Origin of the sequence: Oryzibacter oryziterrae (assembly GCF_021864535.1) — a bacterium.
GTDB classification, from domain to species: domain Bacteria; phylum Pseudomonadota; class Alphaproteobacteria; order Rhizobiales; family Pleomorphomonadaceae; genus Pleomorphomonas; species Pleomorphomonas oryziterrae.
Genome location: NZ_JAKJIC010000005.1, coordinates 116,190 through 139,263 on the forward strand (window position 1 = coordinate 116,190; position 23,074 = coordinate 139,263).

20 protein-coding genes are annotated in these 23,074 nt (G+C 66.8%); 19 read left to right on the forward strand and 1 reads right to left on the reverse strand.

What is annotated here, in order from left to right; all coding sequences use genetic code 11:
- Positions 1–15 precede the first annotated feature (15 nt).
- The 8 genes from L2I41_RS07450 (at position 16) to L2I41_RS07485 (ending at position 10,061) form a co-directional block, all read left to right on the forward strand.
- Positions 16–909, forward strand: a complete 894-nt coding sequence (locus L2I41_RS07450) for an NAD(P)-dependent oxidoreductase (protein ID WP_237152901.1) — start codon at positions 16–18, stop codon at positions 907–909.
- A 131-nt stretch (positions 910–1,040) separates the two neighbouring features.
- Positions 1,041–2,552, forward strand: coding sequence for a sugar ABC transporter ATP-binding protein (locus tag L2I41_RS07455; protein WP_237152902.1), 1,512 nt, complete (start codon positions 1,041–1,043; stop codon positions 2,550–2,552).
- 50 nt (positions 2,553–2,602) lie between these two features.
- Entirely contained in the window at positions 2,603–3,658 is a 1,056-nt protein-coding gene (locus L2I41_RS07460; protein WP_237152903.1) for an ABC transporter permease, read from the forward strand.
- Between the two features lie 90 nt (positions 3,659–3,748).
- On the forward strand, positions 3,749–4,807 hold the full coding sequence (locus tag L2I41_RS07465; protein WP_390633982.1) for an ABC transporter substrate-binding protein: 1,059 nt from the start codon (positions 3,749–3,751) through the stop codon (positions 4,805–4,807).
- A gap of 171 nt (positions 4,808–4,978) precedes the next feature.
- On the forward strand, positions 4,979–5,317 hold the full coding sequence (locus L2I41_RS07470; RefSeq protein ID WP_237152905.1) for a hypothetical protein: 339 nt from the start codon (positions 4,979–4,981) through the stop codon (positions 5,315–5,317).
- 42 nt (positions 5,318–5,359) lie between these two features.
- Complete coding sequence (locus tag L2I41_RS07475; protein WP_237152906.1) at positions 5,360–6,268, forward strand: SMP-30/gluconolactonase/LRE family protein; 909 nt, start codon at positions 5,360–5,362, stop codon at positions 6,266–6,268.
- A gap of 151 nt (positions 6,269–6,419) precedes the next feature.
- Positions 6,420–7,430 carry a LacI family DNA-binding transcriptional regulator gene (locus tag L2I41_RS07480; protein WP_237152907.1) on the forward strand — a complete coding sequence of 337 codons (1,011 nt, stop codon included), beginning with the start codon at positions 6,420–6,422 and terminating at the stop codon, positions 7,428–7,430.
- A 147-nt stretch (positions 7,431–7,577) separates the two neighbouring features.
- Positions 7,578–10,061, forward strand: a complete 2,484-nt coding sequence (locus L2I41_RS07485; protein WP_237152908.1) for a beta-mannosidase — start codon at positions 7,578–7,580, stop codon at positions 10,059–10,061.
- 237 nt (positions 10,062–10,298) lie between these two features.
- On the opposite strand, the gene L2I41_RS07490 is transcribed toward L2I41_RS07485, so the two are convergent.
- A complete protein-coding gene (locus L2I41_RS07490; protein ID WP_237152909.1) occupies positions 10,299–10,598 on the reverse strand; it encodes a hypothetical protein in 300 nt (99 codons plus the stop codon).
- Here L2I41_RS07490 and L2I41_RS07495 point away from each other — a divergent pair.
- The 11 genes from L2I41_RS07495 to L2I41_RS07545 all read left to right on the forward strand — a co-directional run bounded on the left by L2I41_RS07495 (position 10,597) and on the right by L2I41_RS07545 (position 23,070).
- Complete coding sequence (locus L2I41_RS07495) at positions 10,597–11,490, forward strand: XdhC family protein (RefSeq protein ID WP_237152910.1); 894 nt, start codon at positions 10,597–10,599, stop codon at positions 11,488–11,490. The genes L2I41_RS07490 and L2I41_RS07495 overlap by 2 nt on opposite strands.
- A gap of 54 nt (positions 11,491–11,544) precedes the next feature.
- Positions 11,545–14,304 (forward strand): molybdopterin-dependent aldehyde oxidoreductase, encoded by a 2,760-nt coding sequence (locus L2I41_RS07500; protein WP_237152911.1) that lies wholly within the window; start codon positions 11,545–11,547, stop codon positions 14,302–14,304.
- 207 nt (positions 14,305–14,511) lie between these two features.
- Positions 14,512–16,866, forward strand: a complete 2,355-nt coding sequence (locus L2I41_RS07505) for a pyridine nucleotide-disulfide oxidoreductase/dicluster-binding protein (RefSeq protein WP_237152912.1) — start codon at positions 14,512–14,514, stop codon at positions 16,864–16,866.
- Positions 16,863–17,081 carry a DVU_1557 family redox protein gene (locus L2I41_RS07510; protein WP_237152913.1) on the forward strand — a complete coding sequence of 73 codons (219 nt, stop codon included), beginning with the start codon at positions 16,863–16,865 and terminating at the stop codon, positions 17,079–17,081. The genes L2I41_RS07505 and L2I41_RS07510 overlap by 4 nt, the downstream gene beginning before the upstream one ends.
- Positions 17,081–17,794 (forward strand): DVU_1556 family methyltransferase, encoded by a 714-nt coding sequence (gene trsM / locus L2I41_RS07515; protein WP_237152914.1) that lies wholly within the window; start codon positions 17,081–17,083, stop codon positions 17,792–17,794. Before L2I41_RS07510 ends, trsM begins: the two co-directional genes overlap by 1 nt.
- A 5-nt stretch (positions 17,795–17,799) precedes the next feature.
- The gene (locus L2I41_RS07520; protein WP_237152915.1) at positions 17,800–18,249 is read left to right on the forward strand and encodes a DVU_1555 family C-GCAxxG-C-C protein; all 450 of its coding nucleotides are present in this window, start codon (positions 17,800–17,802) and stop codon (positions 18,247–18,249) included.
- A gap of 27 nt (positions 18,250–18,276) precedes the next feature.
- Positions 18,277–19,437 carry a DVU_1551 family NTP transferase gene (locus tag L2I41_RS07525; RefSeq protein ID WP_237152916.1) on the forward strand — a complete coding sequence of 387 codons (1,161 nt, stop codon included), beginning with the start codon at positions 18,277–18,279 and terminating at the stop codon, positions 19,435–19,437.
- Complete coding sequence (gene trsS / locus L2I41_RS07530; protein ID WP_237152917.1) at positions 19,434–20,783, forward strand: radical SAM (seleno)protein TrsS; 1,350 nt, start codon at positions 19,434–19,436, stop codon at positions 20,781–20,783. Before L2I41_RS07525 ends, trsS begins: the two co-directional genes overlap by 4 nt.
- A 282-nt stretch (positions 20,784–21,065) precedes the next feature.
- On the forward strand, positions 21,066–21,374 hold the full coding sequence (locus L2I41_RS07535; RefSeq protein WP_237152918.1) for a type II toxin-antitoxin system MqsR family toxin: 309 nt from the start codon (positions 21,066–21,068) through the stop codon (positions 21,372–21,374).
- A 3-nt stretch (positions 21,375–21,377) separates the two neighbouring features.
- On the forward strand, positions 21,378–21,785 hold the full coding sequence (locus tag L2I41_RS07540; RefSeq protein WP_237152919.1) for a type II toxin-antitoxin system MqsA family antitoxin: 408 nt from the start codon (positions 21,378–21,380) through the stop codon (positions 21,783–21,785).
- 4 nt (positions 21,786–21,789) lie between these two features.
- A complete protein-coding gene (locus tag L2I41_RS07545) occupies positions 21,790–23,070 on the forward strand; it encodes a DVU_1553 family AMP-dependent CoA ligase (RefSeq protein WP_237152920.1) in 1,281 nt (426 codons plus the stop codon).
- Positions 23,071–23,074 lie beyond the last annotated feature (4 nt).

Here is a 23,074-nt window from a genome sequence, read left to right on the forward strand (position 1 = left end):
CCCGAGGCCTCCGCCATGACCGCATCGAACAAGCCTTCCGTCTCCGTCGTCGGCGTCGGCATCATGGGCAGCGCCATCGCCACCCGTCTGATCGAGGTCGGCCACGCGGTCACCGTCTTCGACCTCGACGCCGCCAAGGTCGCCGCGCTGGTCGCGAAGGGCGCCACTGCCGCAGAAAGCGCCGCAGCCGCCGCGCGCGCCTCCCGGTTCGTCATCACCAGTCTCAACTCGGCTGCGATCCTGCGCGCCGCCCTCTTCGGCCCAGCCGGCCTTGCCGAGGGCGCGGCAGCCGACAAGCTCCTCATCGACATGTCCTCGGTGGATCCCGTGGCCACACGCAGCCTCGCTGCCGAACTCCGCGACAGGACCGGCATGGCCATGGTGGACGCTCCCCTTTCCGGCGGTGCCCCGCGTGCCCTTGAAGGCAAGCTCACCGTCATGGCCGGCGGCGAGGAGGCGGACGTGTTGCGCGCCCGCGCCGTCATGGACAGTCTCTGCGCCAACTATACCCACATGGGCCCGTCCGGTGCCGGCCAGACCACCAAGCTCGTCAATCAGGTGCTCTGCGCCCTCGGCTTCCAGGCGGTCGCCGAAGCCGTTCGCCTGGCTGAAGCCGGCGGTGTCGACGCCTCCCGCGTCGCCGCGGCGCTTGCCGGCGGGCGGGCCGACAGCCGGATTCTCCAGGAGTTCGGCCCCAAGATGGCTGCCCGCGACTTCAGCCCCACCGGCCGCATCGACAACATGCTGAAGGATCTCGAGGCCGTTCAGGCCTTCGCCGGCGGCGCGCGCCTGCCGCTGCCGCTCACCGGCGCGGTCACCGACCTGCACCGGCTCTATGTCGCCGCCGGCATCGGCGCCGCCGACACGGCGGAAATGATGCGCTACTTCGACGGATTTCAGGAAAACTGAGGCCTCAGCATCGCCACGGACCTTGACAAACTCCTGAATGTTATCGATAACACAAGCAAGACAGCGCCAGCGGGTTGATCGGAGAGGACCGATCGCCGCTCAGGAAAAGCGCCGGAGGATTGGGGGGCATCATGACGGCAGGGAACTCCCTCCGCTTTGAGAATGTGGTGAAGACCTTCGGCGGCACCCAGGCGCTCAAGGGCGTCAGCTTCTCCGTCGGTCGTGGCGAGATCGTCGCCCTGCTCGGTGAAAACGGCGCCGGCAAATCCACCCTCATCAAGGTACTCGGCGGCATCCACAAGGCCGACGGCGGCCGCGTCGCCATCGGCGACCAGCCCTATCGCCACCGCCCCGGACAGGGCGGCGACCGCCAGCCCGTTGCCTTCATCCACCAGGATCTCGGCCTCATCGAATGGATGACGGTGGCCGAAAATGTCGGCATGGCACACGGCTTCCCGCGCCACCCGCTGTTCGGCGCCCTCGGGCTGATCGACTGGCACGGTGCCGAACTTGCCGCCGCTCATGCGCTGGAAAAGCTGGGCGTCGACATCGACCCCACCGCCCGCGTGCAGTCGTTGAGCCGCACCGAAAAATCGCTGGTCGCCATCGCCCGTGCGCTTGCGGTCAACTCCGACTTCCTGGTGCTCGACGAGCCCACCGCCTCGCTGCCCGCCGACGAAGTGGAACGCCTGTTCGGCGCCCTGCGCCGGCTGAAGGCCCAGGGCGTCGGCATGATCTACGTCTCCCATCGCCTCGACGAGATCTTCCACATCGCCGATCGCGTCGTCGTGCTGCGCGACGGCCAGATGGTCGGCGAGCGCGCCATTGCCGCCACCGACCCCGACGAACTCGTCCGCCTGATCGTCGGCAAGTCCAAGCTCGACAGTTTCGAAAAGCCCGAGGCCACCGCCGGCCGACCGCGCGTCATGGTGCGCGATCTGATCACCCCGCGCGCCGGTCCCGTCGATTTCGACATCCGCGAGGGCGAACTGCTCGGCCTTGTCGGCCTGCGCGGCGCCGGCCAGGAAGAAGTGGGGCGCGCGCTTTTCGGTGCCATGCCGCACAAGGGCGCGGTCACCATCGACGGCATCACGCCCGATCTCTCTTCGCCCACGGCCGCTCTCAACTCCGGAGTCGGCCTCGTCGCCCGCGACCGCACCGAAGAGTCCATCGCCGCCTCGCTCAGCATTCGCGAGAACACCTTCCTCAACCCGGGCGCCATTGGCCGGGGCCTCTTCTCGCTGCTGTCGCCGGCGCGCGAGGCCGATCTTGCGGTCGCCCTCGGCGCCGAGGTCGGCCTGCGCCCCAACGATCCGCATCTGGCCATCGAGGGCCTGTCGGGCGGCAATCAGCAGAAGGTGATCGTCGGTCGCTGGCTCGCCACCGGGCGCAAGCTCTTGGTGGCTGAAGATCCCACCGCCGGCGTCGACGTCGGCGCCAAGGCCGAGATCTATCGCCTGATCGCCGCCGCCGTCGCCCGCGGCCTCGCTGTCGTGGTCGTGTCCACCGATTTCGAGGAAATCGCCCATATCTGCAATCGCGCGCTGATCTTCAACCGCGGTCGCATCATCGCGGAACTCTCGGGTGAGGCGCTGACCACTGAAGCGGTGATCTCGGCTGCCTCGGCCTCCGAAGCGGCCTGATCGCCCTCCGCGGAACGGCAAAAAACTTAAGAAAAGCATGGGAGTATATCATGAGCGGGGTCGAATCGAATGCTCTGGAGCCCACGCGGGCCGAGCTCAAGGGGGCGACACTGACCGTGAAAGTCCAGCGCCTCCTGCCGGTCTACGGCCTGCCGATCATCACCTTCGTGCTGATCGTGCTGTTCTCGGTGCTGCTGCCGCGCACCTTCCCGACGCTGCTCAACTTGCGCTCGATCATCGCCGACAAGTCGGTCATCGCGCTGTTGTCGCTGGCCGCCATGATCCCCATGGCCTCCGGCAAGATCGACCTCACCGTCGGCTATGGCATCGTGCTGTGGCACATTCTCGCCATCAGCCTGCAGACCCTGTTCGGCCTGCCCTGGCCGGTCGCCGTGCTGATCGTGCTGGCCCTCGGTGCCATCGTCGGCCTGCTCAACGGCCTCCTCGTTGAGGTCGCCAAGATCGACAGCTTCATCGCCACGCTCGGCACCGGCACCATCCTCTACGCGCTCGCGCTCTGGCACACCGGCGGCCGCCAGGTGGTGGCGCCGCTGCCCGAGGGCTTCCTTGCCCTCAACGGCACCATGGTCTTCGGCCTGCCCATCACCGGCTATTATGTGCTGGCGCTGGCGCTCGTGCTGTGGATCGTGCTCGAATACCTGCCGGTCGGCCGCTACCTCTACGCCATCGGCGCCAACCCCAAGGCCGCCGCGCTCAACGGCATCCCCGTGCAGCGCTTCACCATGGCCGCCTTCGTCACTTCCGGCTTCCTGACCGCGCTCACCGGTGTGCTGCTCGCCTCCAAGCTGCGCATCGGCCAGGCGTCGGTCGGTCTTGAATATCTGCTGCCCGCCCTCGTCGGCGCCTTCCTGGGCTCCACCACCATCAAGCCGGGCCGCGTCAACGTCTGGGGCACCATCGTCGGCGTCGCCGTGCTCGCGGTGGGCATCGCCGGCATCCAGCAGTTCGGTGGCTCCTTCTGGGTCGAACCCCTTTTCAACGGCGTCACGCTGCTGGTGGCCATCGGCATCGCCGGCTACGCCCAGAGAAAACGCGGTGCGGCGGGGCGCGTTCCCGTCGGTGCCGCCACGAAATCCGGGAAATGAAGGTCCCGGCAAAGGAACAGGCAAACAAAGCTTAGGGAGAGAGAAATGATGTTGAGGACCATTGTTGCCGCCGGTGCGCTCGCCGGATCGATGCTGGCCGGTCTCACCGCCGCCCATGCCGACCCCATGGCCGACGCCAAGGCCTTCGTCGACAAATACGCCACCAAGGTCGAGGCCTGGGATGGCCCGACCACCGGCCCCAAGGCCCCCTCGGGCAAGACCATCGTCGTGCTCGCCTCGGACATGAAGAACGGCGGCGTGCTCGGCGTCTCCAAGGGCATCGAGGAAGCGGCCGCCACCATCGGCTGGACCGTGCGCACCATCGACGGAGCCGGCTCCATCTCCGGCCGCACCGCCGCCTTCGGCCAGGCGCTCGCCCTCAATCCCGACGGCCTCGTCATCGCCGGCTTTGACGCCGTCGAGCAGGCCCCGGGCATGGAGCAGGCCAAGGCCGCCGGCATTCCCATGGTGTCCTGGCACGCCGCTCCCGTGGTCGGTCCGGTGCCTGAAGCCGGCGTCTTCGCCAATGTCACCACCGATCCCATGGCCGTGTCGTCGGCCGCCGCCAACTGGGCCTTCGTCGACGCCAAGGGCAAGCCGGGCGTGATCATCTTCACCGACTCGACCTACGAGATTGCCATCGCCAAGGCCAAGAAGATGAAGGAGACCATCGAGGCCCTCGGTGGCACCGTGCTCGAATGGGTCGACACCCCCATCGCCGAAACCTCGACGCGCATGCCGCAGCTCACCACCTCGCTGCTGCAGAAGTATGGCGCGTCCTGGACCCACAGCCTCGCCATCAACGACCTCTACTATGACTTCATGGGTCCCTCGCTTGCCGCCGCCGGCATCGAAGGCACCGGCGCGCCGGTGAATGTCGCCGCCGGTGACGGCTCGGAAAGCGCCTACCAGCGCATCCGCTCGGGCCAGTATCAGGCCGTGACGGTCGCCGAGCCGCTGAACCTGCAGGGCTGGCAGCTGGTCGACGAACTCAACCGCGCCATGGCCGGTGAAAAGTGGTCGGGCTACGTCTCGCCGCTGCATGTGGTCACCAAGGACAATGTCGAGTTCGACGGCGGCCCGGCCAACAGCTTCGACCCCGGCAACGGCTACCGCGACGCCTACAAGGCCATCTGGGGCGCCAAGTAATCCCCGCCATTGGAACGCCGCTCCGTGCGGCGCGGCGTTCCCCTGCCGATCGCACGAGGGCGTCCGCTCGGATGGATCCCCTCTGAACTGGCCGGCGGTTCCGATCGCCGGCCTTTTGTCTGCCTGCCGGGCCGCTCTGCCCGAACCCGTTTCCCTTTGGAAAGTCCAACCATGTTCATCCGCTGCGCCTTCTTCCGCGGCCGGGCCAAGCCCGGTTTCGAGGATCAGTTCACCGCCTATGTGCGCAACAAGCTCGTCCCGCTCTGGACCCGCTTTCCCGGCGCCGAGGAAGTCCGCGTCTGGCGCCAGGAGGAAAGCGACACCAACGACCCGCATTTCGAGATGGTGCTGCAGGTCCGCTATCCCTCCAAGCAGGCCATCGAGGCCGCGCTGGCTTCGGACGTCCGTTACGAGAGCCGCGAAGTGACCAAGGGCTTGCTCGAGATGTTCGAAGGCAACATATTCCACACCGTCTTCCGGGCGGACGACTACGCGCTGCCCACGGACTGACACCATCGCGGACCGCAAGACAGACCGACCGGAGACGCCCCCGTGAGCGACTATGAAATCCTCGACCCGCGCTTCTCGGCGCTCATCATCAGCCACGCCAAGCTCGAAAGGCTGTGGACCGGGGCGCGTTGGGCCGAGGGGCCGGTCTATGTCCCCGCCGCCAAGTCGCTGCTCTGGTCGGACATCCCCAACGACCGCGTCCTCAGATATGACGAGACCGACGGCTCAGTGTCGGTCCTCGAGGCCTCCTGCGGCTATCACAATGGCCACACGCTGGACGGTCAGGGGCGCGTCGTCGCCTGCGAGCACGGCAACCGCCGCATCGCGCGCCTCGAGTTCGACGGCCGCTGGACCGGTCTGGTCGACCGTTTCGAGGGCAAGCGGCTCAACTCGCCCAATGATGTCGTGGTGAAGTCGGACGGAACCATCTGGTTCTCCGACCCCACCTACGGCATCGACAGCTCCTATGAGGGCCACGCCGCCACGAGCGAGATCGGCGCGTCCAACGTCTATCGCTTCGATCCGGCCACCGGCGAGATCACCGCCGTCGTCACCGACCTGATCAAGCCCAACGGCCTCGCCTTTTCCGTCGACGAGAGCCATCTCTATGTCGCCGACACCGGCGCCACCCACGTTTCCGGCCACCCGCGTGCCATCAAGGTCTACGACGTCAGCGCCGACGGGGGCAGTGTGAGCGGCGGCACCACCTTCGCCGTCTCCGACGCCGGCTTTTTCGACGGCTTCCGCGTAGACCGGCTCGGCAATGTCTGGACCTCCTCGGCCGATTCGGTCCGCGCCTACGCCCCCGATGGCACGCTCCTTGGCAAGATCCTGGTCCCCGAACTGGTCTCCAACCTCACCTTCGGCGGCCCCAAGCGCAACCGCCTCTACATCACCGCCCAGACGTCGCTCTATGCAGTCTACCTGAACGCCCACCCCGCCGGCTGGTGACTGACCTCTGGTCAGCCCAAAGTCGAAATCACCGCGCGAGATTTTCATTGACGAGGGCCGTTGAGGCTGCAAGCGTCGCACGCGCTTTTCAGCCAGACGGCCTGAAGGGCCCGCTCAAGGGAAGGCCTCGGACACGAGGCGGAGACAAGACGTGACTGAACTGCCCCAACGGGCCAATCTCAAGACCTTGGCGCGTCATCTTGGCCTCTCCGTGACGACCGTCAGCCGGGCCTTGCACAACGGACCTGAAGTCCGCAAGGAGACCGTCGAGCGCGTCCAGAAGGCCGCGCTCGAGCTCGGCTACGTCCGCGATCTCGGCGGCGTCAAGCTCCGCACCGGCCAGTCCTTCACCATTTCCCTGATGATGCGCACCATGGGCGATGGCGAATTCGGCAGCGCCGGGCTCCTGTCCCTGCTCGCGGGCATTTACGAGGTCGCCTCCCAGTCCGGCTATTCCGTGCAGGCCATTCCCGTCAACAGCAACGACAACATCCAGGACAAGCTGCGGAACCTCGTCGAGGGGCGCCAGACCGACGGCATCATTTTCGACCACACCTCGCCGGACGATCGCCGGGTCGATTATCTCATGCGCGTCGGCTTCCCGTTCGTCAGCTTTGGCCGCACATCCGACAATGTTTCGCATCCCTATTTCGACGTCGACTGCTGCGACTCGGCCTATCGCGGTGCCAAGGCTTTGCTGGAACAGGGCTATCGCCGCATTTTCCACGTGACCGCCCTCAACGTCTTCAGCTTCGGCCTTCACCGGTCCATCGGGTTCCAGCGCGCCCTGTCCGAAGCCGGCATCAGTTATACGCCTGAACTTGTTGCGGAAATCGAGCTGGTCTCCTCCGCAGCCCGGCGCGCCACAGACCGCCTGCTCGACCGCAACATCATGCCCGACGCCTTCCTCTGCGCCAATGACGCCGCCTTGATGGGTGTCTTCGCCAGCCTGAAGAGCCATGGCCTCAACCCGATGGACTTCGGCCTGTGCTGCTCGAGCGGCACGCCGCTCGGTGAAATCTTCCCCGTGACCCCGATCGCCTTGCACTACCCGCTGCGTCAGTCCGGACGCCGTCTCGCCGATCTCCTGATCCGGCGCATAGCCGGCGAACCTGCGGAGCAATTGCAGGAAATCGGCATTTCGGAACTGGTTCTGCCCTGAGCCTTGCCCTCCCGGCGCAGGCGTCGAGGCGCCCGCATTTTGGCTCGCTCTCGCGCATTGCCCTCTGCAGGCCGACCAGCTATTCTCACCGCGCTACTATTTTGCCGCCGCTCAGGAGGATGAGCGCGGCCAAACCATGAGACCCCCATGACAGACACCGGCATCGGGCCGTCTGCAATTGATCTTGCAGGCACGTGGACCCTGAAATCTCTCGATGAATCGATTTTATCGCCGTTGCCGCTCCCCGGCGATGCCTTGAGCGCCCTGCGCGACGCCGGCCGAATCCCCGACCCTTATGTCGGTGAAAACGAGCTGCAGGTGCGCTGGGTGGCCGAGAAGGACTGGCGCGCCCTGCGCAGTTTCTCGCTCACGGAGGCCGAAGCGGCCCTGCCCTGGACCTTCGCCGTCGATGCGCTCGACACCGTTGCCGACGTCTTCATCAACGGGGCCAAGGTGCTGAGCGCCGACACCATGTTTCGCGCGCACCGCGCGCCGGCCGGCACGCTCAAGGCCGGTGAGAACACCGTCGAGATCCTGTTCCGCTCCAACGTGGTCGAAGCCGCCCGCCGCAACGGCGAGCAGCCCTTCCCCGTGCCCTATGTCACCCAGAACCTGCCCATCCCCTATGGCAACCTGATCCGCAAGGTGCAGTGCCACGGCGGCTGGGACTGGAACCTCGCCGTCATGCCCTTCGGCGTCTATGGTGCCATCGGCCTCGAGCGGGCCGACCTGCCGTCCATCGCCTATCTGCAGCACCGCCAGGCCTTTGCCGCCGACGGTTCGGTCACCGTCACCTTCGAAATCCGCATCGAAGCGCCCGCAGCGGCCGAGGAGACCGTGAGCCTTCGCCTGGGGTCGGTCAGCACCAGCCAGGCCGTCCGCCTCGTGCCGGGTACCAATGTGGTCAGTCTCGCGGTCTCCGTCGACAAGCCGGACCTGTGGTGGCCGGCCGGCTCCGGGGCGCAGACGCTTTACGATGTGGAAGCCCGCGTCGGATCGATCGTCCGCCGGCAGCGCATTGGCCTGCGCGCCCTTGAGGTCAACACCCGCCGCGACGCCATCGGCGTGCCGCTGACGGTGCGCATCAACGGCCGCGACATCTTCTGCCGCGGCGCCAACTGGATCCCCGGCGACGCCCTGCCGTCGGCCATCACGCCCGAAAACGTGCGCCCGCTGCTGGAAGACGCCGTCGCCGTCGGCATGAACATGCTCCGCGTCTGGGGCGGCGGCCAGTATGAGACCGACTGGTTCTACGACCTGTGCGACGAGCTGGGCATTCTCATCTGGCAGGACATGATGTTCTCCTGCTCGCTCTACCCGGCCGACGACGCCTTCCTCACCGAGGTGGACCGCGAGATCGAGCACCAGGTTCGCCGCATTGCCCACCATGCCTCGCTGGCCCTGTGGTGCGGTGACAACGAGGTGATCGGCGCCCTGACCTGGTTCGAGGAATCGCGCAAGAACCGCGACCGCTATCTCGTCGCCTACGACAGGCTCAATCGCACCATCGACACCGCCGTGCGCCGCGCCGATCCCGATCGCCTGTTCTGGCCCTCCTCCCCCTCCAAGGGGCCGCTCGACTTCGGCGACGGCTGGAAGGCGGAAGGCTCCGGCGACATGCACATGTGGGACGTCTGGCACGCCGGCAAGAGCTTCGACGCCTATCGCGACGTCCGCCCGCGCTTTGCCTCCGAGTTCGGCTTCCAGTCCTTCACCTCGCTGCCGACCATGTCCAGGTATATCGCCGAGGAAGACTTCGACATCTCTTCGCCGGCCATGGAGCTGCACCAGAAGAACGCCGGCGGCAACGCTCGCATCGTCGAGACCATCTCGCGCTATTTCCGCTTCCCGAAGAATTTCGAGAACGTGGTCTACCTGAGCCAGGTCCAGCAGGGTTTGGCCATGCGCACCGGCATCGATTTCTGGCGTTCCATCAAGCCCGAATGCATGGGCACGCTCTACTGGCAGCTCAACGACACCTATCCGGTCGCCAGCTGGTCCTCGATCGAATACGGTGGCCGCTGGAAGCTGATGCACAACATGGCCCGGCATTTCTTCGCCCCGGTCAACGTCATCGCCATCCCCTCCAAGGATGGGGCCACGGTCGAGATCCTCGCCGTCAACGACACGCCCGACACCGTCGCCATCTCCGGCTCGGTCGCCTGGATGGGCCTCGACGGCTGGATGGACCCGATCGGCTCGCTGGACGCCGATATCCCCACCGACCGTGCCGTGTCCCTGCGGGTGTTTCCCACCGGCACCCTGCGCGATCGAGTCCTCGTCTGGACCTGGACCGATGCGGCCGGCACCCACACCGAGCACCTTTCCATCGCCCCCTACAAGGCCCTGAAGCTCAACGATCCCGCCCTCAAGGTCGAGGCGAGCAAGACCGCTCCCGGTGTCTGGACCTTCACGCTCTCGGCCGAAGCGCCGGCTTTCTACACCGCTCTGGAGACGCGCCCCTATGGCGTCTTCTCCGACAACGCGGTGCTGGTGCTGCCGGGCAAGCCCGTGACGATCACCTGGACCTCGCGCACGGGTGACGTCGACCCGCTGGACAGCCTCGTCGTCCGCGATCTGTGGTCGAGCTACCGCCCCTCGAAGATCGTCGTCAGCCGCACGGGCGCCTGAGTCCCGTCAGGCCCTGTCAAGGAACCTGCAAGGACGGCCGAACCGACCTCGTCGATTCGGCCGTTTTGCTTGGGCAAGACAGAGTACCGGCGCTTCCCGCCGCGCGCGCCTGCCTGTGCCGACCAAAGTCGATAAGCACTTGCACCAACTTGATGCGCCAAGGATCGCGTCGGAGCGCCCAAGCTATGCGCGACAGCATATGATCTTTTCAAAGCACTATACTATTTATTGCCCGTACTATTTCTTTACATGTCGAAATAAGCAACAAACATATTGAACCAAAGCCAGACTGTCGCATTTTGCATCACTTGAAATCCAAAGTAATTTGTCACGGATAATACGAATATCCGGACCGGATGCTTTTCCAATATTATGAGCGCCAGACAACGAGAACAGCAGTCGGCGTTCACGGAAGGCTCCTGACGACAATCTGGCATGCAGCACCGAAATCGCCCTGGGGCGATCGGATCGATGCAGGCCATCCGCCTCCCAAACGCCGCTCGCCGCCGCCTCACCCGAGGCAAGGAGGAAGCGCATGGACGTCTACGAGGCTCTCATCGAAGAGCGCAAGGCCGGCCGCGCCTCGGCGCTGGCCACCATCGTCAACGTCGTCGGCTCCATCCCCGGTTCGGCCACTGCCAAGATGCTGGTGCGCGAAGACGGCTCCATCGTCGGCACCGTCGGCGGCGGTCCCGCCGAGGCCGAGGTGATGCTGCGAGCCCGCGAAGTCATCGAAAGCGGCAAACCGCAGATGATCTCCTTCAAGCTGCGCGAGAATCCCGACTTCGACATGGGCATGGTCTGCGGCGGCAGCCTCGACATCTACGTGGAGGCCATCGTGCCCAAGCCGGTCGTCTATGTCTTCGGCGGCGGCCATGTGGGCTATGTCACCGAACGCGCCGCCCGCCTCGCCGGTTTCGACGTCGTCGTCGCCGACGATCGCCAGGCCTTCGCCAACCGCGAGCGCTTCCCCGATGCGGTCGACGTCCTGTCCAGCTCCTTCGCCTCCATCATGGAGCGCCTCACCCCCAACAGCCGCGCGCTCATCTTCATCGCCTCGCGCTGCCACGAGCTCGACGCCGAGATCCTGAAATGGGCCGTGCACACGCCGGCCGGCTACATCGGCATGATCGGCTCCAAGCGCAAGGTCGTCACCGTCTTCAACACCCTCACCGCCGATGGCGTCGCGCCGGATCGTTTCGATCGCGTCCGCGCCCCCGTCGGCCTCGATATCGGCGCCGACACGCCCGAGGAGATCGCCTTCTCCGTCGTGTCGGAAATGATCGCTCACATCCGCCGGGCCGATGCCGCCCTGCCCCTCAGCCGCTCCATGCGGGCGCTGGCCGAACGATCCGCCGCCAAGATCCGCAGCACAACCCAGAAGGATGAGGAGCAGACACCCGCGTCCAGAAAACTCGAACTTGCTTGAAGGAAACGCCCCTGCGCCGGGAACCGTACCCGCCGCAATGGAGGAGACAGGAAAATGAAAAGAATCTGCCTGAATGTGAACGGCGTTGACCGTTGGGTGCTGGCCGACCAGGCCACCAACCTCGCCGAAGTTCTGCGTGAACAGATGCTGCTGACCGGCTGCAAGGTCTGCTGCGAGGACGGCCAGTGCGGGTCCTGCACGGTCATCGTCGACGGCAAGCCGATCCGCGCCTGCATCACCTCGCTCGAGAAGATCGGCCCGGCCGCCAAGATCACCACGATCGAAGGCCTCGGCACGCCCGACAACCTGCACCCGCTGCAGGTGGCCTGGATGGCCCATGGCGGCGCCCAGTGCGGCGTCTGCACCCCCGGCTTCATCATGTCGGCCAAGGTGCTGCTCGACACCAACAAGAACCCCACCCGCGAGCAGGTGCGCGCCTGGTTCCATCGCAACCGCAACCTCTGCCGCTGCACCGGTTATCAGCCGCTGGTCGACGCGGTGATGGATGCCGCCGCCGTCTTGCGCGGTGAGAAGAAGGTCGAGGACCTCCTGGCCAAGCCGAAGGACGACGGCTCGATCCTCGGCACCAAGTTCGCCCGTCCGTCGGGTGTCGCCAAGGTCACCGGCACCTGGGACTTCGGCGCCGACGTCGCGCTGCGCATGCCCGCCGGCACGCTCCGCCTCGCCCTCGTGCAGGCCAATGTCAGCCACGCCAACATCAAGGGCATCGACACCACCGAAGCCGAGAAGATGCCGGGCGTCGCCAAGGTCATGACCTGGAAGGACGTCAAGGGCCGCAACGCCATCACCGGCCTCATTACCTTCCCCACCAACAAGGGTGACGGCTGGGATCGTCCGATCCTGTGCAAGGAGAAGGTCTTCCAGTTCGGTGACGCCATCGCCATCGTCGCCGCCGACACCGTCGAACATGCCCGCGCCGCTGCCGAGAAGGTCAAGGTCGACCTCGAAGTGCTGCCCGCCTACATGTCCGGCTTCGCCGCCCTGGCTCCGGACGCCATGGAAATCCATCCGGGCGTGCCCAATGCCTATTACGAGCAGGGCGTGGTCAAGGGCGCCGATACCAAGCCCTTCTTCGCCAAGGCCAAGGCCTCGGTGGACATCACCACCTACTGCTCACGCCAGCCGCACCTGCATCTCGAACCCGACTGCGGCGTGGCCTTCATCGATGATGACGGCGTCGTCACCATCCAGTCCAAGTCCATCGGCATCCATCTGCATCATGCCATGATCTGCCCGGGCCTCGGCATCGAGCCCGAGAAGCTGCGCATCATCCAGAACCCGACGGGCGGCACCTTCGGCTACAAGTTCTCGCCGACGATGGAAGCCCTGCTCGGCGTGGCCGCCATGGCCACCGGCAAGCCGGTCTCCCTGGTCTATGACCAGTTCCAGAACATCACCTACACCGGCAAGCGTTCGCCCGGTAACGTCAACATCAAGCTGGCCTGCGACGACAACGGCAAGCTGACGGCGATGGAAACCGACTGGTGGATCGACCACGGCCCCTATTCGGAATTCGGTGACCTGCTCACCGTCCGTCAGGCCCAGTTCACCGGCGCCGGCTATCATCTGGACAACATCCGCGGTCGTGGCCGTACCGTCGCCACCAACCACGGCTGGGGCTCGGCCTTCCGCGCCTATGGCTCGCCGCAGGCCTTCCTCGCCTCCGAAACGGCCATGGACATCTTGGCCGAGAAGATGGGCGAAGACCCCTTCGAGTTCCGTTACAAGAACCTCTACAACGAGACCTCGACCACGCCGACCGGCCAGAAGCCGGATGTGCTGGTGATGAAGCAGCTCTATGACATGATCCGGCCGAAGTATTACGAGGCCAAGAAGCGTGTGGAAGAGTTCAACGCCAATCCGGCCAATGCCGGCAAGAAGCGTGGCGTCGGCGTGGCCCATGGCATCTACGGCTGCGGCCTCGACGGTCCGGACAGCTCCAACGCCCGGATCGAACTGACCAAGAACGGCGTCACCATCTGGCACGCCTGGGAAGATCACGGCCAGGGTTCCGACCTTGGTGCGCTGACCATGTCCCATGAAGTGCTGCGCAAGGCTGGCTTCAAGCCCGAGCAGTTCACGCTCATGGCCAACTCCACCGACTATCCGAACTCCGGTCCGTCGGGCGGCTCGCGCCAGAACGTCTTCTCCGGCAACGCCATCCGCGTCGGCTCGGAGATGCTGCTCAACGCCATGAAGAAGGCGGACGGCACCTATCGCACCTATGACGAGATGGTCGCCGACAAGATCCCGCTTTCCTACGACGGCAAGTGGGCGGCCTCCGCCTGCACCGACTGCTCGTCGGAAACCGGTCAGGGCAACCCGTTCCCGGTCTACATGTACGAAGTGTTCCTGCCGGAAGTGGAAGTCGATCTGGAAACCGGTGAAGCCAAGGTGGTGAAGTTCACCACGTCGGTCGACGTCGGCACGATCATCAACCGCGCCACCGTCGACGGCCAGATCTACGGCGGTCTTGCCCAGGGCATCGGTCTCGCCCTGACCGAGGACTTCGACGATCTGGAACTGCACACCAACCTGAAGGATTGCGGCATCCCCTATCCCAGGGACGTGCCGGACCAGATGGAGATCATGTACCTCGAAACCCCGCGCCCCGATGGTCCGTTCGGCGCAGCCGGTGTGGGCGAAGCACCGCTGACCGCCCCGCATCCGGCCATTCTGAACGCGGTCTACAACGCCACCGGCGTGCGCATCTTCCGCGTGCCGGCGCTCGCCGAAGTGATCAAGGCCGGCCTTGAAGCCCTCGAAGGCAAGAAGCAAGTCGAGCCCGCTTGATCCACAGCATGGCAGTTCATTCTGGCCCCCACCAGAATGAACTGTGATCCACGGGGGCCGGAGCTCTGCCCCGGCCCCCGTCGGCTTTCTGAAGCATTTCCATGCGACGCCACCGCAGCCTTGCGTCCGGAAATACGGAAAAACAAAGCTTTAGAGCATTTTAAGTGGACCGGTGTTCACCCCGAAATGCCCTGGGAGTTGGTCACCATGCAAGGTATGGACGGCGATCAGGTCAAGGCCTGGGAAGCCAGATGCATCGAGGAGCAGCTGCCCGCCTGCGCGGCCGCCTGTCCGTTGCACCTCGACGCCCGCGCCATGCTGGAAAAGGTCAAGGCCGGCGATCTCGTCGCGGCCTTCGCCATCTATGCCCGCGTCATTCCCTTTCCCGCCATCGTCAGCCACATCTGCGACCATCCTTGCGAAACCGCCTGCCGCCGGGCTGAAGCGGGCGGCGCCCTGCGCATCGGCGCCATCGAGCGGGCCATCGTCGAAGACGCCTATCCGACGCTCAAGCGCTCCGCCCAGCGCAACCGCAAGCCCAAGCGCATCGCCGTGATCGGCGGCGGTCTGGCCGGTCTCACCGCCGCCTATGACCTCGCCGTCAAGGGCCATGCCGTCACGGTCTACGAGGGCGACGCCCGCCCACTCGAACGGCTCTATCACGACTATGACGCCGCCGTGCTGCCCCCCTCGGCCATCGACGCCGACCTCGGCCAGCTCTCGGCCCTCGGCATCGACATCCGCTGCCGCGCGCGCGTCACCTCCGGCCGCGGCCCGCTCGGCCTCGACGACCTGATCGACGCCCATGACGCCGTGCTGCTGGCCCCCGGTCGCGGCCCGGTCCCCAACCTCGCCGGCTCGATCCGCCTCACCATCGACAATCGCGTCTACATGGACGCCGACAGCTGCGCCACCAGCCATCCCAAGGTCTTCGCGTCCCCGCTGCACAAGATGCCGCCCGGCGTCGAAGTCGGCCCCTATTCGCCCGTCGGCGCCATGTATGACGGCCGCAAGGCCGCACTCTCGGTCGATCGCTTCCTGCAGGGCGCCTCGCTCACCGCCAATCGTGTCGACGACGGCTCGGGCGACTCCTGCCTCTATGTCAACGTCGCCCGTCACGATCCGGTCGCCATCGTCGAGCCGTCCGCGCCCGATCAGGGCTACAGCCGCACCGAGGCCATCGCCGAGGCCGCGCGCTGCTTCCCCTGCGAATGCAAGGAATGCGTCCGCGCCTGCGAATTCCTCAAATCCTACGGCCTCTATCCCAAGCGCTACATCCGCGAGATCTACAACAACGACGGCATCATCATGGGCAATCGCAAGTCCAACAAGATGATCGACAGTTGTAGCATGTGCGGTCTGTGCGCCGACATCTGCCCCAATGATCTCTCCATGGGCGACGTGGTGCTGGAAGCCCGCCGCAGCATGGTCCGCCGCGGACACATGCCGCCGTCGCACCACGATTTCGCCCTGCGCGACATGGCCTTCGCCCGCTCCGACGAGGTGGCTTTCGCCCGTCCTGCGCCGGGGGCCACCACCAGCGCCTATCTGTTCTTCCCCGGCTGCCAGCTCACGGCGTCCTCGCCGCAGCACAGCGCCGAGATCTACGCCTATCTGCGCGAGCGCCTGCCCGGCGGTGTCGCCTTCGTCCAGGACTGCTGCGGCGCGCCCGCCCATTGGGCCGGCCGCGAGGAACTGCACGGCGAGGTCAACGCCGCCCTCACCGCCAGATGGGAGGCCCTCGGCCGCCCCGAGGTGATCACCGCCTGCGCCTCCTGCCTCAAGATGCTCGGCGCGTTCCAGCCGGAGATGACCGTCCGCTCGCTCTGGACCGTCATGGAAGAGAAGGGCTGGCCGACCGGCGCCGCGCCGCTGCCTTCCGGGGCCCTCGCCATCCACGATCCCTGCACCGGTCGCTACGCGAAGGACGTGCAGTCCGCCGTCCGCACCTTCGCCGGCCATCTTGGCGCCGAGGTGCGCGAACTCTCCGGCGCCGAGCGCACCACCTGCTGCGGCTTCGGCGGGCTCGCCCAGTTCGCCAACGCCGAGGTCACCGACAAGATCGTCGACCGGCGCATCACCGAAGACAGCGCCGACTATCTCACCTATTGCGCCATGTGCCGCGACAATTTCGCCCGTCGGGGAAAACGCGCGCTGCACATCCTCGACCTCGCCTTCCCGGCCGGGGCCGATCCCGCTGCCCGACCCGATCCGGGCTTCTCGCGCCGGCGCGACAACCGCCTCGCCTTCCGCGCCCGCATGCTCACCGACCTCTGGGGGGAGACCGTGACAGAACCTGCGCCCGATCTCGCGCTCACCATTGCCGACGACGTCCGTGCCGACATGGAGCGCAAGCTGATCCTCGTCGAGGACGTCGCCCGCACCGTCGCCGCCGCCGAAGCCGGCAGTCCCCGCTTCCGCAATGTTGCCAAGGGCGTCACCGTCGCCAGCCACCGCCACGGCAGCCTGACCACCTGGGTGGAATATACCGCCGCAGGCGACGGCTTCGTGGTGCATCGCGCCTGGTCGCATCGCATGCAGGTGGAGGCCAGGCCGTCATGAGCAACACCATCCCCGAAGGCGCCGGCAACCCGGCCGATCTCCTCTGCTTTGCCTGCGACGTGCCGCTCGAAATGGGCAAGGTTGAAGCCACCTATCTCGGCCAGAAATTCCCCGTCGACCTGCCGCGCTGCCCCAAATGCGGCTTCGTCTACGTCTCCGAGGATCTGGCGCTCGGCAAGATGCTGCGCGTCGAACAGGCGCTGGAGGACAAGTGATGTCGACACTCGCCGCCTCCGGCCTGTTCGGTCAGAGCCTGCCGCCCTGCGGCAATGACGAAGCCTTCCGTCCCGGCGGCGCCGCGCTCACCGACGATCTCCTGGACGCCGCGAACTTCCGCCCCGGCGATCTCGTGCTCGACGTCGGCTGCGGCCGTGGCGCCTCCGTCCGCCGCCTGCTGCGCCGCGCGCTGGTCGCCGTCGGCGCCGATCCAGATCCCGACGCCCTCGGCGCCGCCCGGCGCGACACCTTCGGCGCCGCCTTCCTGCTGGCTTCCGGCGACGCCCTGCCGCTCGCCTCCGGCACCGTCGACGGCGTCCTCGCCGAATGCGTGCTCTCCGTCATGGCCGATCGCCGCCGCGCGCTTGCCGAATGGTATCGCCTCCTGCGTCGCGGCGGCCGCCTGCTGCTCAGCGACGTCTACCGCCGCGCCGCCAACCCCGTGCAGGAGGTCGCCGGCTCCGACACCACGCCGCTCATCACCCGCGCGGCCCTCCTCGAGGACCTCACCGCCGCCGGCTTCCGCCTCGCCCATTTCGACGATCGCTCCGACGTCCTGAAGCCCTGGGTCGCCCGCTTCATCTTCGAATATGGCTCGCTCGAGCCCCTGTGGGGCGGCGCCTGCGGCCTGACCGCCGAGGCCGTCCGCGCCTCAACCCCCGGCTATTACGCGCTCATTGCCATCAAGCCCAACGAATGGGACGAGGAGTAACGCCCATGACCGACGATTCCTTCCGCATCGCAGAGCTGTTGCTGTCGGGCTACAAGTGCGGCCACGTCATGATGAAGCTGGCGCTCGAAGCCCAGGGCCGCGACGATCCCGACCTCGTCCGCGCCATGTCCGGCCTGTCGCTCGGCATGGGCCAGGGCTTCAACTGCGGCGTGCTCACCGCCGGCTGCTGCGTCATCGGCCTCTGCGCCGGCAAGGCCGACGACGAGGCACCCGAGGATCCGCGCCTCGCCGCCGCCATCGATGATTTCTCCGGCTGGTTCTCCACCATGACCCACCGCCATGGCGGCATCGACTGCGCCCATATCATGCGCTTCGAGCACGAGCGCCTGCGCGAGGTCTGCCCCGGTCTGATCTCCGAGAGCTGGACACGCCTCGTCGAAATCCTCGACAGCCACGGCATCGACATCGCCAATCCCGGCACCGAGGCTGCTTGAGCGTCCCAGCGACATTCGAGGTCGATCATGCCCGACAGACACGCCGAACCGGTCGCCGCCGTGGTGCTCGCCGCCGGCCTGTCCTCGCGCATGGGCGCCTTCAAGCCGCTGCTGCCGCTCGGTCCCGGCACGACGCTGGCCCATGTGGTCGGGAACCTGAAACAGGCCGGCGTCCGCGACATCGTCGTGGTCACCGGCCATAATGCCGAGGCCACCGAAGCCGAGGCGGCCCGGCTCGGCGTCCGCGCCGTGCGCAATCCCGCCTATGCCAGCGGCATGTTCTCCTCGATCAAATCCGGCATTGCCGCCCTCGCCCCCGATATCGCCGGCTGCCTGCTGGCGCCGGTCGACATCCCCCTCGTCCGCCCTTCGACGCTCGCCCGTGTCCTGAAAGCCGCTCGCCTCACCCGCGCCCCGATCGTCCACCCGGTCTTCGCCGGCAAGGCCGGCCATCCGCCCTTCATCGGCCGCGCGCTCTTTCCTGAAATCCTCGCCGGCACCGACCGGCTCTGCGACATCCTGAAGGCGCAGGATCACGCGGCGCAGGACGTCGCCGTCTTCGACCGCGCCTGCCTCGCCGACATGGACTATCCCGAGGACCACGCCCGCCTCGCCGCCTGGCTGCCGACCCGCGATCATCCCGACGACGGCGAATGCGAAGCCATGCTCGACGTCGCCTCGGTCGCCGCCGAAGTGCGGGCCCACTGCCGAGCCGTCGCCGACCTTGCCACTGCCATTGCCACCCGCCTCGCCGGTGCCGGCCTGCCCATCGATCCGTCGCTTGCCCGCGCCGGCGCCCTCGTCCACGACATCGCCAAGGGCCATCCGCACCACGCCGAACTCGGCGGCCGTCTGGTCCATGACTTCGGCTTTCCCGCCGTCGCCGCCGTCGTCACCACCCACATGGCCTATCGCTTCACCGGCACGCTCGACGAAGGCGCCATCGTCTATCTCGCCGACAAGCTCATGCGCGGCACCCGCCGCGTCTCGCTCGCCGACCGCTTCAGCCCCGCCTTCGACCGCTTTGCCGGCGATGCCGACGCCCTCGCCTCCGCCGAGCGTCGCCTGGCCGAAGCCGACGCCATCCGCCGCGCCGTCGAAGCCCATGGCCCGCTGCCCGATCTCGACGCCCCCGCCCTCCCCGGCGCACCGGCTCCCATCACCCTTGGCGCGAGCCTGTCGCCATGACCCAGTCGCCCGCCCGCCTCACGCTCGCCCGCACGCGTAGCGTCTGCCCCGTCTGCCTCGAACAGATCGAGGCCGAGCGCTTCCTGCGCGGCGACACCGTCTATCTCGGCAAGACCTGCCCCACCCATGGCCGTTTCGAGGTGCCTGTCTGGCGCGGCGCCGCCGCCTATCTCGCCTGGGGCCGACAGCAGGCGCCGCGCTCGGCTCCCACCGGCCGCCTCACCGCCGTCGACAAGGGCTGCCCGCATGATTGCGGCCTCTGTCCCGACCATCGCCAGCAGAGCTGCTGCGTGCTCATCGAAGTCACCTCGCGCTGCGACATCGCCTGCCCGGTCTGCTTTGCTTCCGCCGGCCGCCAGGGCACGGACGCCGACTTCGCCACCATCGAAGGCTGGCTCGACACGCTCAACACCGCCGGCGGCCGCGTGCACATCCAGCTGTCGGGCGGCGAACCCACGGTGCGTGATGACTTGGCCGACATCATCAGGCTCACCCGCTCCAAGGGCTTCGATTTCGTCCAGCTCAACAGCAACGGCATCCGCCTCGCCCGCGATCCGGCCTATGTCGCCGCCCTCGCCGCCGCCGGCCTCGACTGCGTCTTCCTGCAGTTCGACGGCGTCACCGACGCGGTTTACCAGCGCACCCGCGGCGCCCGCCTGATGGCGCTCAAGGAAAAGGCCATCGACGCCTGCGCCGCCGTCGGCATCGGCGTGGTGCTGGTGCCCACCCTGGTGCCTGGCGTCAACACCCAGGAGATCGGCGCCATCGTCGATTTCGCCGTCGCCCGCCTGCCCGCCGTGCGCGCCGTCCACTTCCAGCCCGTCAGCTATTTCGGCCGCTGCCTGAAGGCCCCCGAGGATGCCGACCGCGTCACGCTCCCCGAGGTGATGAGCGCGCTGGCCCGCCATTGCCCCGGCGTCTCGCTCGCCGATTTCCGACCGGGTTCGGCGGAAAACGCCTATTGCTCCTTCTCCGGCCGCTTCAGCGTCGACCGCGACAACCGCTTCCACGCCCTCGGCGGTCCCGTCTCCTGCTGCGGCGTCGCCCCCGAGCCCGACGCCGTCCGTCCGAGCCCCGCCGTCGACCGCGAACGCCGTTCTGTCGCCGGCCAGTGGAAACGCCCCGCCAGTCCCTGTGGTGACGGCCTGGACGCCTTCGACGCCTTCCTCGCCAGCCGCGAACGCACCCTCGGCCTCTCCGGCATGGCCTTCCAGGACGCCTGGACGCTGGACATCGACCGCCTGCGCCAATGCCACATCCACATCATGGCCCCCGACAACCGCGTCATCCCCTTCTGCGCCTATAACCTCACCAGCATGGACGGCAAGGCGCTCTATCGGCGATGACCCGCGCGCATCGGGCAGCTCCATGAGATTGTCGCAGTCCCGGAACCGAACATGGCTGGCGCGACGAGAGCCGGTGACTGTTTCCCCGAAGGGGCAACTGTCACCGTTCGCACGAACGGAAAACCAAGGTGTTTCCCGATCGGAACGGTCGAAACTGATCGAAGAGTTGGTGCTCTGAAAAGTTCAACTGGTCCTCGCACCCAAGCCAGATCCGCTGGTCTCGCGCTTGAAGAAGGCAAAAGGCGCTTCGCGAAATGACACCATTATGGTAGCATTGGCATCATGAACGACAAGCGGCGTCCTTCTTTCGAACTCGATGCGTTCAAGAAAGCGGCCAGCGATGGTCGAATGGCGATCACGCGCGTCGCCTTGCTGGGCGCCGCGGGGCTCGGCTTCGACATGAACGACATTCGCTCGGTGATCTCCAGCATGAAGCCAAGCCACTTCTACAAGTCGACGACGTCAAACTTCGATCACCGACTTTGGCAGGATGTCTATCATGTGCCGACGGCGGTCGGTCTCCTCTATCTGAAGTTTACCGATGACCGCCTGTCCGAGTTTCGCCTGTTGTCATTCACGGCAAAGGAGTGAGCGATGGATCACCCGATCTCCCCTGAAACCGGTCTTCCCATGACCTTCGGCATTCGCCCGCTCAAGCTCACCTTCGGCGACCACAGTCTCACTGTCGATATGCCCGGCTGGTACGGAGCCACTGACGAGGATGCCGTTTTCACCCAGGCAGGCCAGCAGGTCTATCATCGTGCCATGACCACCTTGAAGGCGCGAGCGGCGCGTCTGGTCGAACCCGTCGAGATCAGACGGATCCGTCGCAAGCTGAAACTCAGTCAGCGCGAGGCGTCGCGCCTCATCGGCGGCGGCCCCTCCGCCTTCCAGAAATACGAAGCTGGCGATGTGCTTGTCAGTCAGGCCATGAGCAACCTGCTTCGTCTGCTCGACCACGAACCGGAATTGCTGGGCCAACTCGTCCAGGCGGCGGAGTAGGGCCATGTCCCTCGACGCCTGGACCGCCGCCACGCTCAGCCTTTCGTCCCCTCTGAGCGCCGAAGCGCTGCAAGCCGCGCAGCTCCACCTCCTCAACGACACCATCGCCTTTGCCCGACAGGCGAGCCCCTTCTACCGGCGCCTCGCCTTGCCCGATGTCCCGCTCGCCCGGATCTCGGACCTCGCGCAGCTACCCTTCACCACGCCGGAGGACCTGACGCGCGCCGATCCGCCCCTCACCGCCGTCTCGCAGAGCCAGATCGCCCGCATCGTCACGCTGCCCACCTCCGGCACCACCGGTGCCCCCAAGCGCCTGCATTTCAGCGAAGCCGACGTGGACGCGATCATCGCCTATTTCGCCGCAGGCATGGGCCAGTTCACCCGCGCCGGCGACACGGTGGTGATCGCCTTTCCCGGCGAGCGGCCCGGCTCCATCGGCGACAATCTCGTGGCCGCCATGGCCCGTCTCGGCGCCCGCGCCGTCCTCGTGCCCTGGACCCTGCCACCGGAAGACCTCGGCCGGCTGATCGAGGCGGAGCGGGCCGACGTGGTGGCCGGTCCCCCCGTTCGCATGCTCGCCGCCGCCCGCTGCCACCGCCCCACGACCCATCGGGTCCGCGCCGCGCTCCTGAGCTCGGACCGCCTGCCGCCGCCACTGAAGCAAGCCCTTGAAGATATCTGGGGCGCCGAGGTCTTCGACCACTGGGGCATGACCGAGACCGGCCTTGGCGGCGCCGTCGAATGCTCCGTTCATGACGGCATGCACCTGAGAGCACCCGACATCCACGCCGAGATCGTCGATCCCCAGACCGGCGCACCCTGTCCGGACAACACGCCCGGCGAACTCGTGATCACCACGCTGCGTCGCCGCGGCCAACCGCTGATCCGCTACCGCACCGGCGACCGCGCCCGCCTCGACACCGCCCCTTGCGCCTGCGGATCGATCCTGCCCCGCCTCGTCGTCGAAGGTCGCCTCGATGCCGGCATCGACATGCCCTCCGGCCGCCTCACCTTGGCAACCCTCGACGACATCCTCTTCGCCGACGCAGCCGTCACCGACTTCACCGCCGATTGGAGCAAGGGCGCGCCGCCCGTGCTCGACATCTGCCTCGCCACCGCCTCGCTGCACCACGCAACGGACATCGTCCCGCGCTGCCGGCAGCGCCTGCAGGCCTCGCCATTGATCGGCCCCGAGCTTGCCACCGATCGCCTGCGCATCACAGTTCGCCTGAACGCCGAGCCCCTCTGCCAGCACAACGGCAAGAGGCGGCTGACGCAAGCTTGATCGG

Coding starts and splice junctions, on each gene's coding strand:
- L2I41_RS07450 (WP_237152901.1), top strand. CDS start 16: ATGACCGCATCGAACAAGCCTTCCGTCTCCGTCGTCGGCGTCGGCATC.
- L2I41_RS07455 (WP_237152902.1), top strand. CDS start 1,041: ATGACGGCAGGGAACTCCCTCCGCTTTGAGAATGTGGTGAAGACCTTC.
- L2I41_RS07460 (WP_237152903.1), top strand. CDS start 2,603: ATGAGCGGGGTCGAATCGAATGCTCTGGAGCCCACGCGGGCCGAGCTC.
- L2I41_RS07465 (WP_390633982.1), top strand. CDS start 3,749: ATGCTGGCCGGTCTCACCGCCGCCCATGCCGACCCCATGGCCGACGCC.
- L2I41_RS07470 (WP_237152905.1), top strand. CDS start 4,979: ATGTTCATCCGCTGCGCCTTCTTCCGCGGCCGGGCCAAGCCCGGTTTC.
- L2I41_RS07485 (WP_237152908.1), top strand. CDS start 7,578: ATGACAGACACCGGCATCGGGCCGTCTGCAATTGATCTTGCAGGCACG.
- L2I41_RS07495 (WP_237152910.1), top strand. CDS start 10,597: ATGGACGTCTACGAGGCTCTCATCGAAGAGCGCAAGGCCGGCCGCGCC.
- L2I41_RS07490 (WP_237152909.1), bottom strand. CDS start 10,598: ATGCGCTTCCTCCTTGCCTCGGGTGAGGCGGCGGCGAGCGGCGTTTGG.
- L2I41_RS07500 (WP_237152911.1), top strand. CDS start 11,545: ATGAAAAGAATCTGCCTGAATGTGAACGGCGTTGACCGTTGGGTGCTG.
- L2I41_RS07505 (WP_237152912.1), top strand. CDS start 14,512: ATGCAAGGTATGGACGGCGATCAGGTCAAGGCCTGGGAAGCCAGATGC.
- L2I41_RS07510 (WP_237152913.1), top strand. CDS start 16,863: ATGAGCAACACCATCCCCGAAGGCGCCGGCAACCCGGCCGATCTCCTC.
- trsM (WP_237152914.1), top strand. CDS start 17,081: ATGTCGACACTCGCCGCCTCCGGCCTGTTCGGTCAGAGCCTGCCGCCC.
- L2I41_RS07520 (WP_237152915.1), top strand. CDS start 17,800: ATGACCGACGATTCCTTCCGCATCGCAGAGCTGTTGCTGTCGGGCTAC.
- L2I41_RS07525 (WP_237152916.1), top strand. CDS start 18,277: ATGCCCGACAGACACGCCGAACCGGTCGCCGCCGTGGTGCTCGCCGCC.
- trsS (WP_237152917.1), top strand. CDS start 19,434: ATGACCCAGTCGCCCGCCCGCCTCACGCTCGCCCGCACGCGTAGCGTC.
- L2I41_RS07535 (WP_237152918.1), top strand. CDS start 21,066: ATGAACGACAAGCGGCGTCCTTCTTTCGAACTCGATGCGTTCAAGAAA.
- L2I41_RS07540 (WP_237152919.1), top strand. CDS start 21,378: ATGGATCACCCGATCTCCCCTGAAACCGGTCTTCCCATGACCTTCGGC.
- L2I41_RS07545 (WP_237152920.1), top strand. CDS start 21,790: ATGTCCCTCGACGCCTGGACCGCCGCCACGCTCAGCCTTTCGTCCCCT.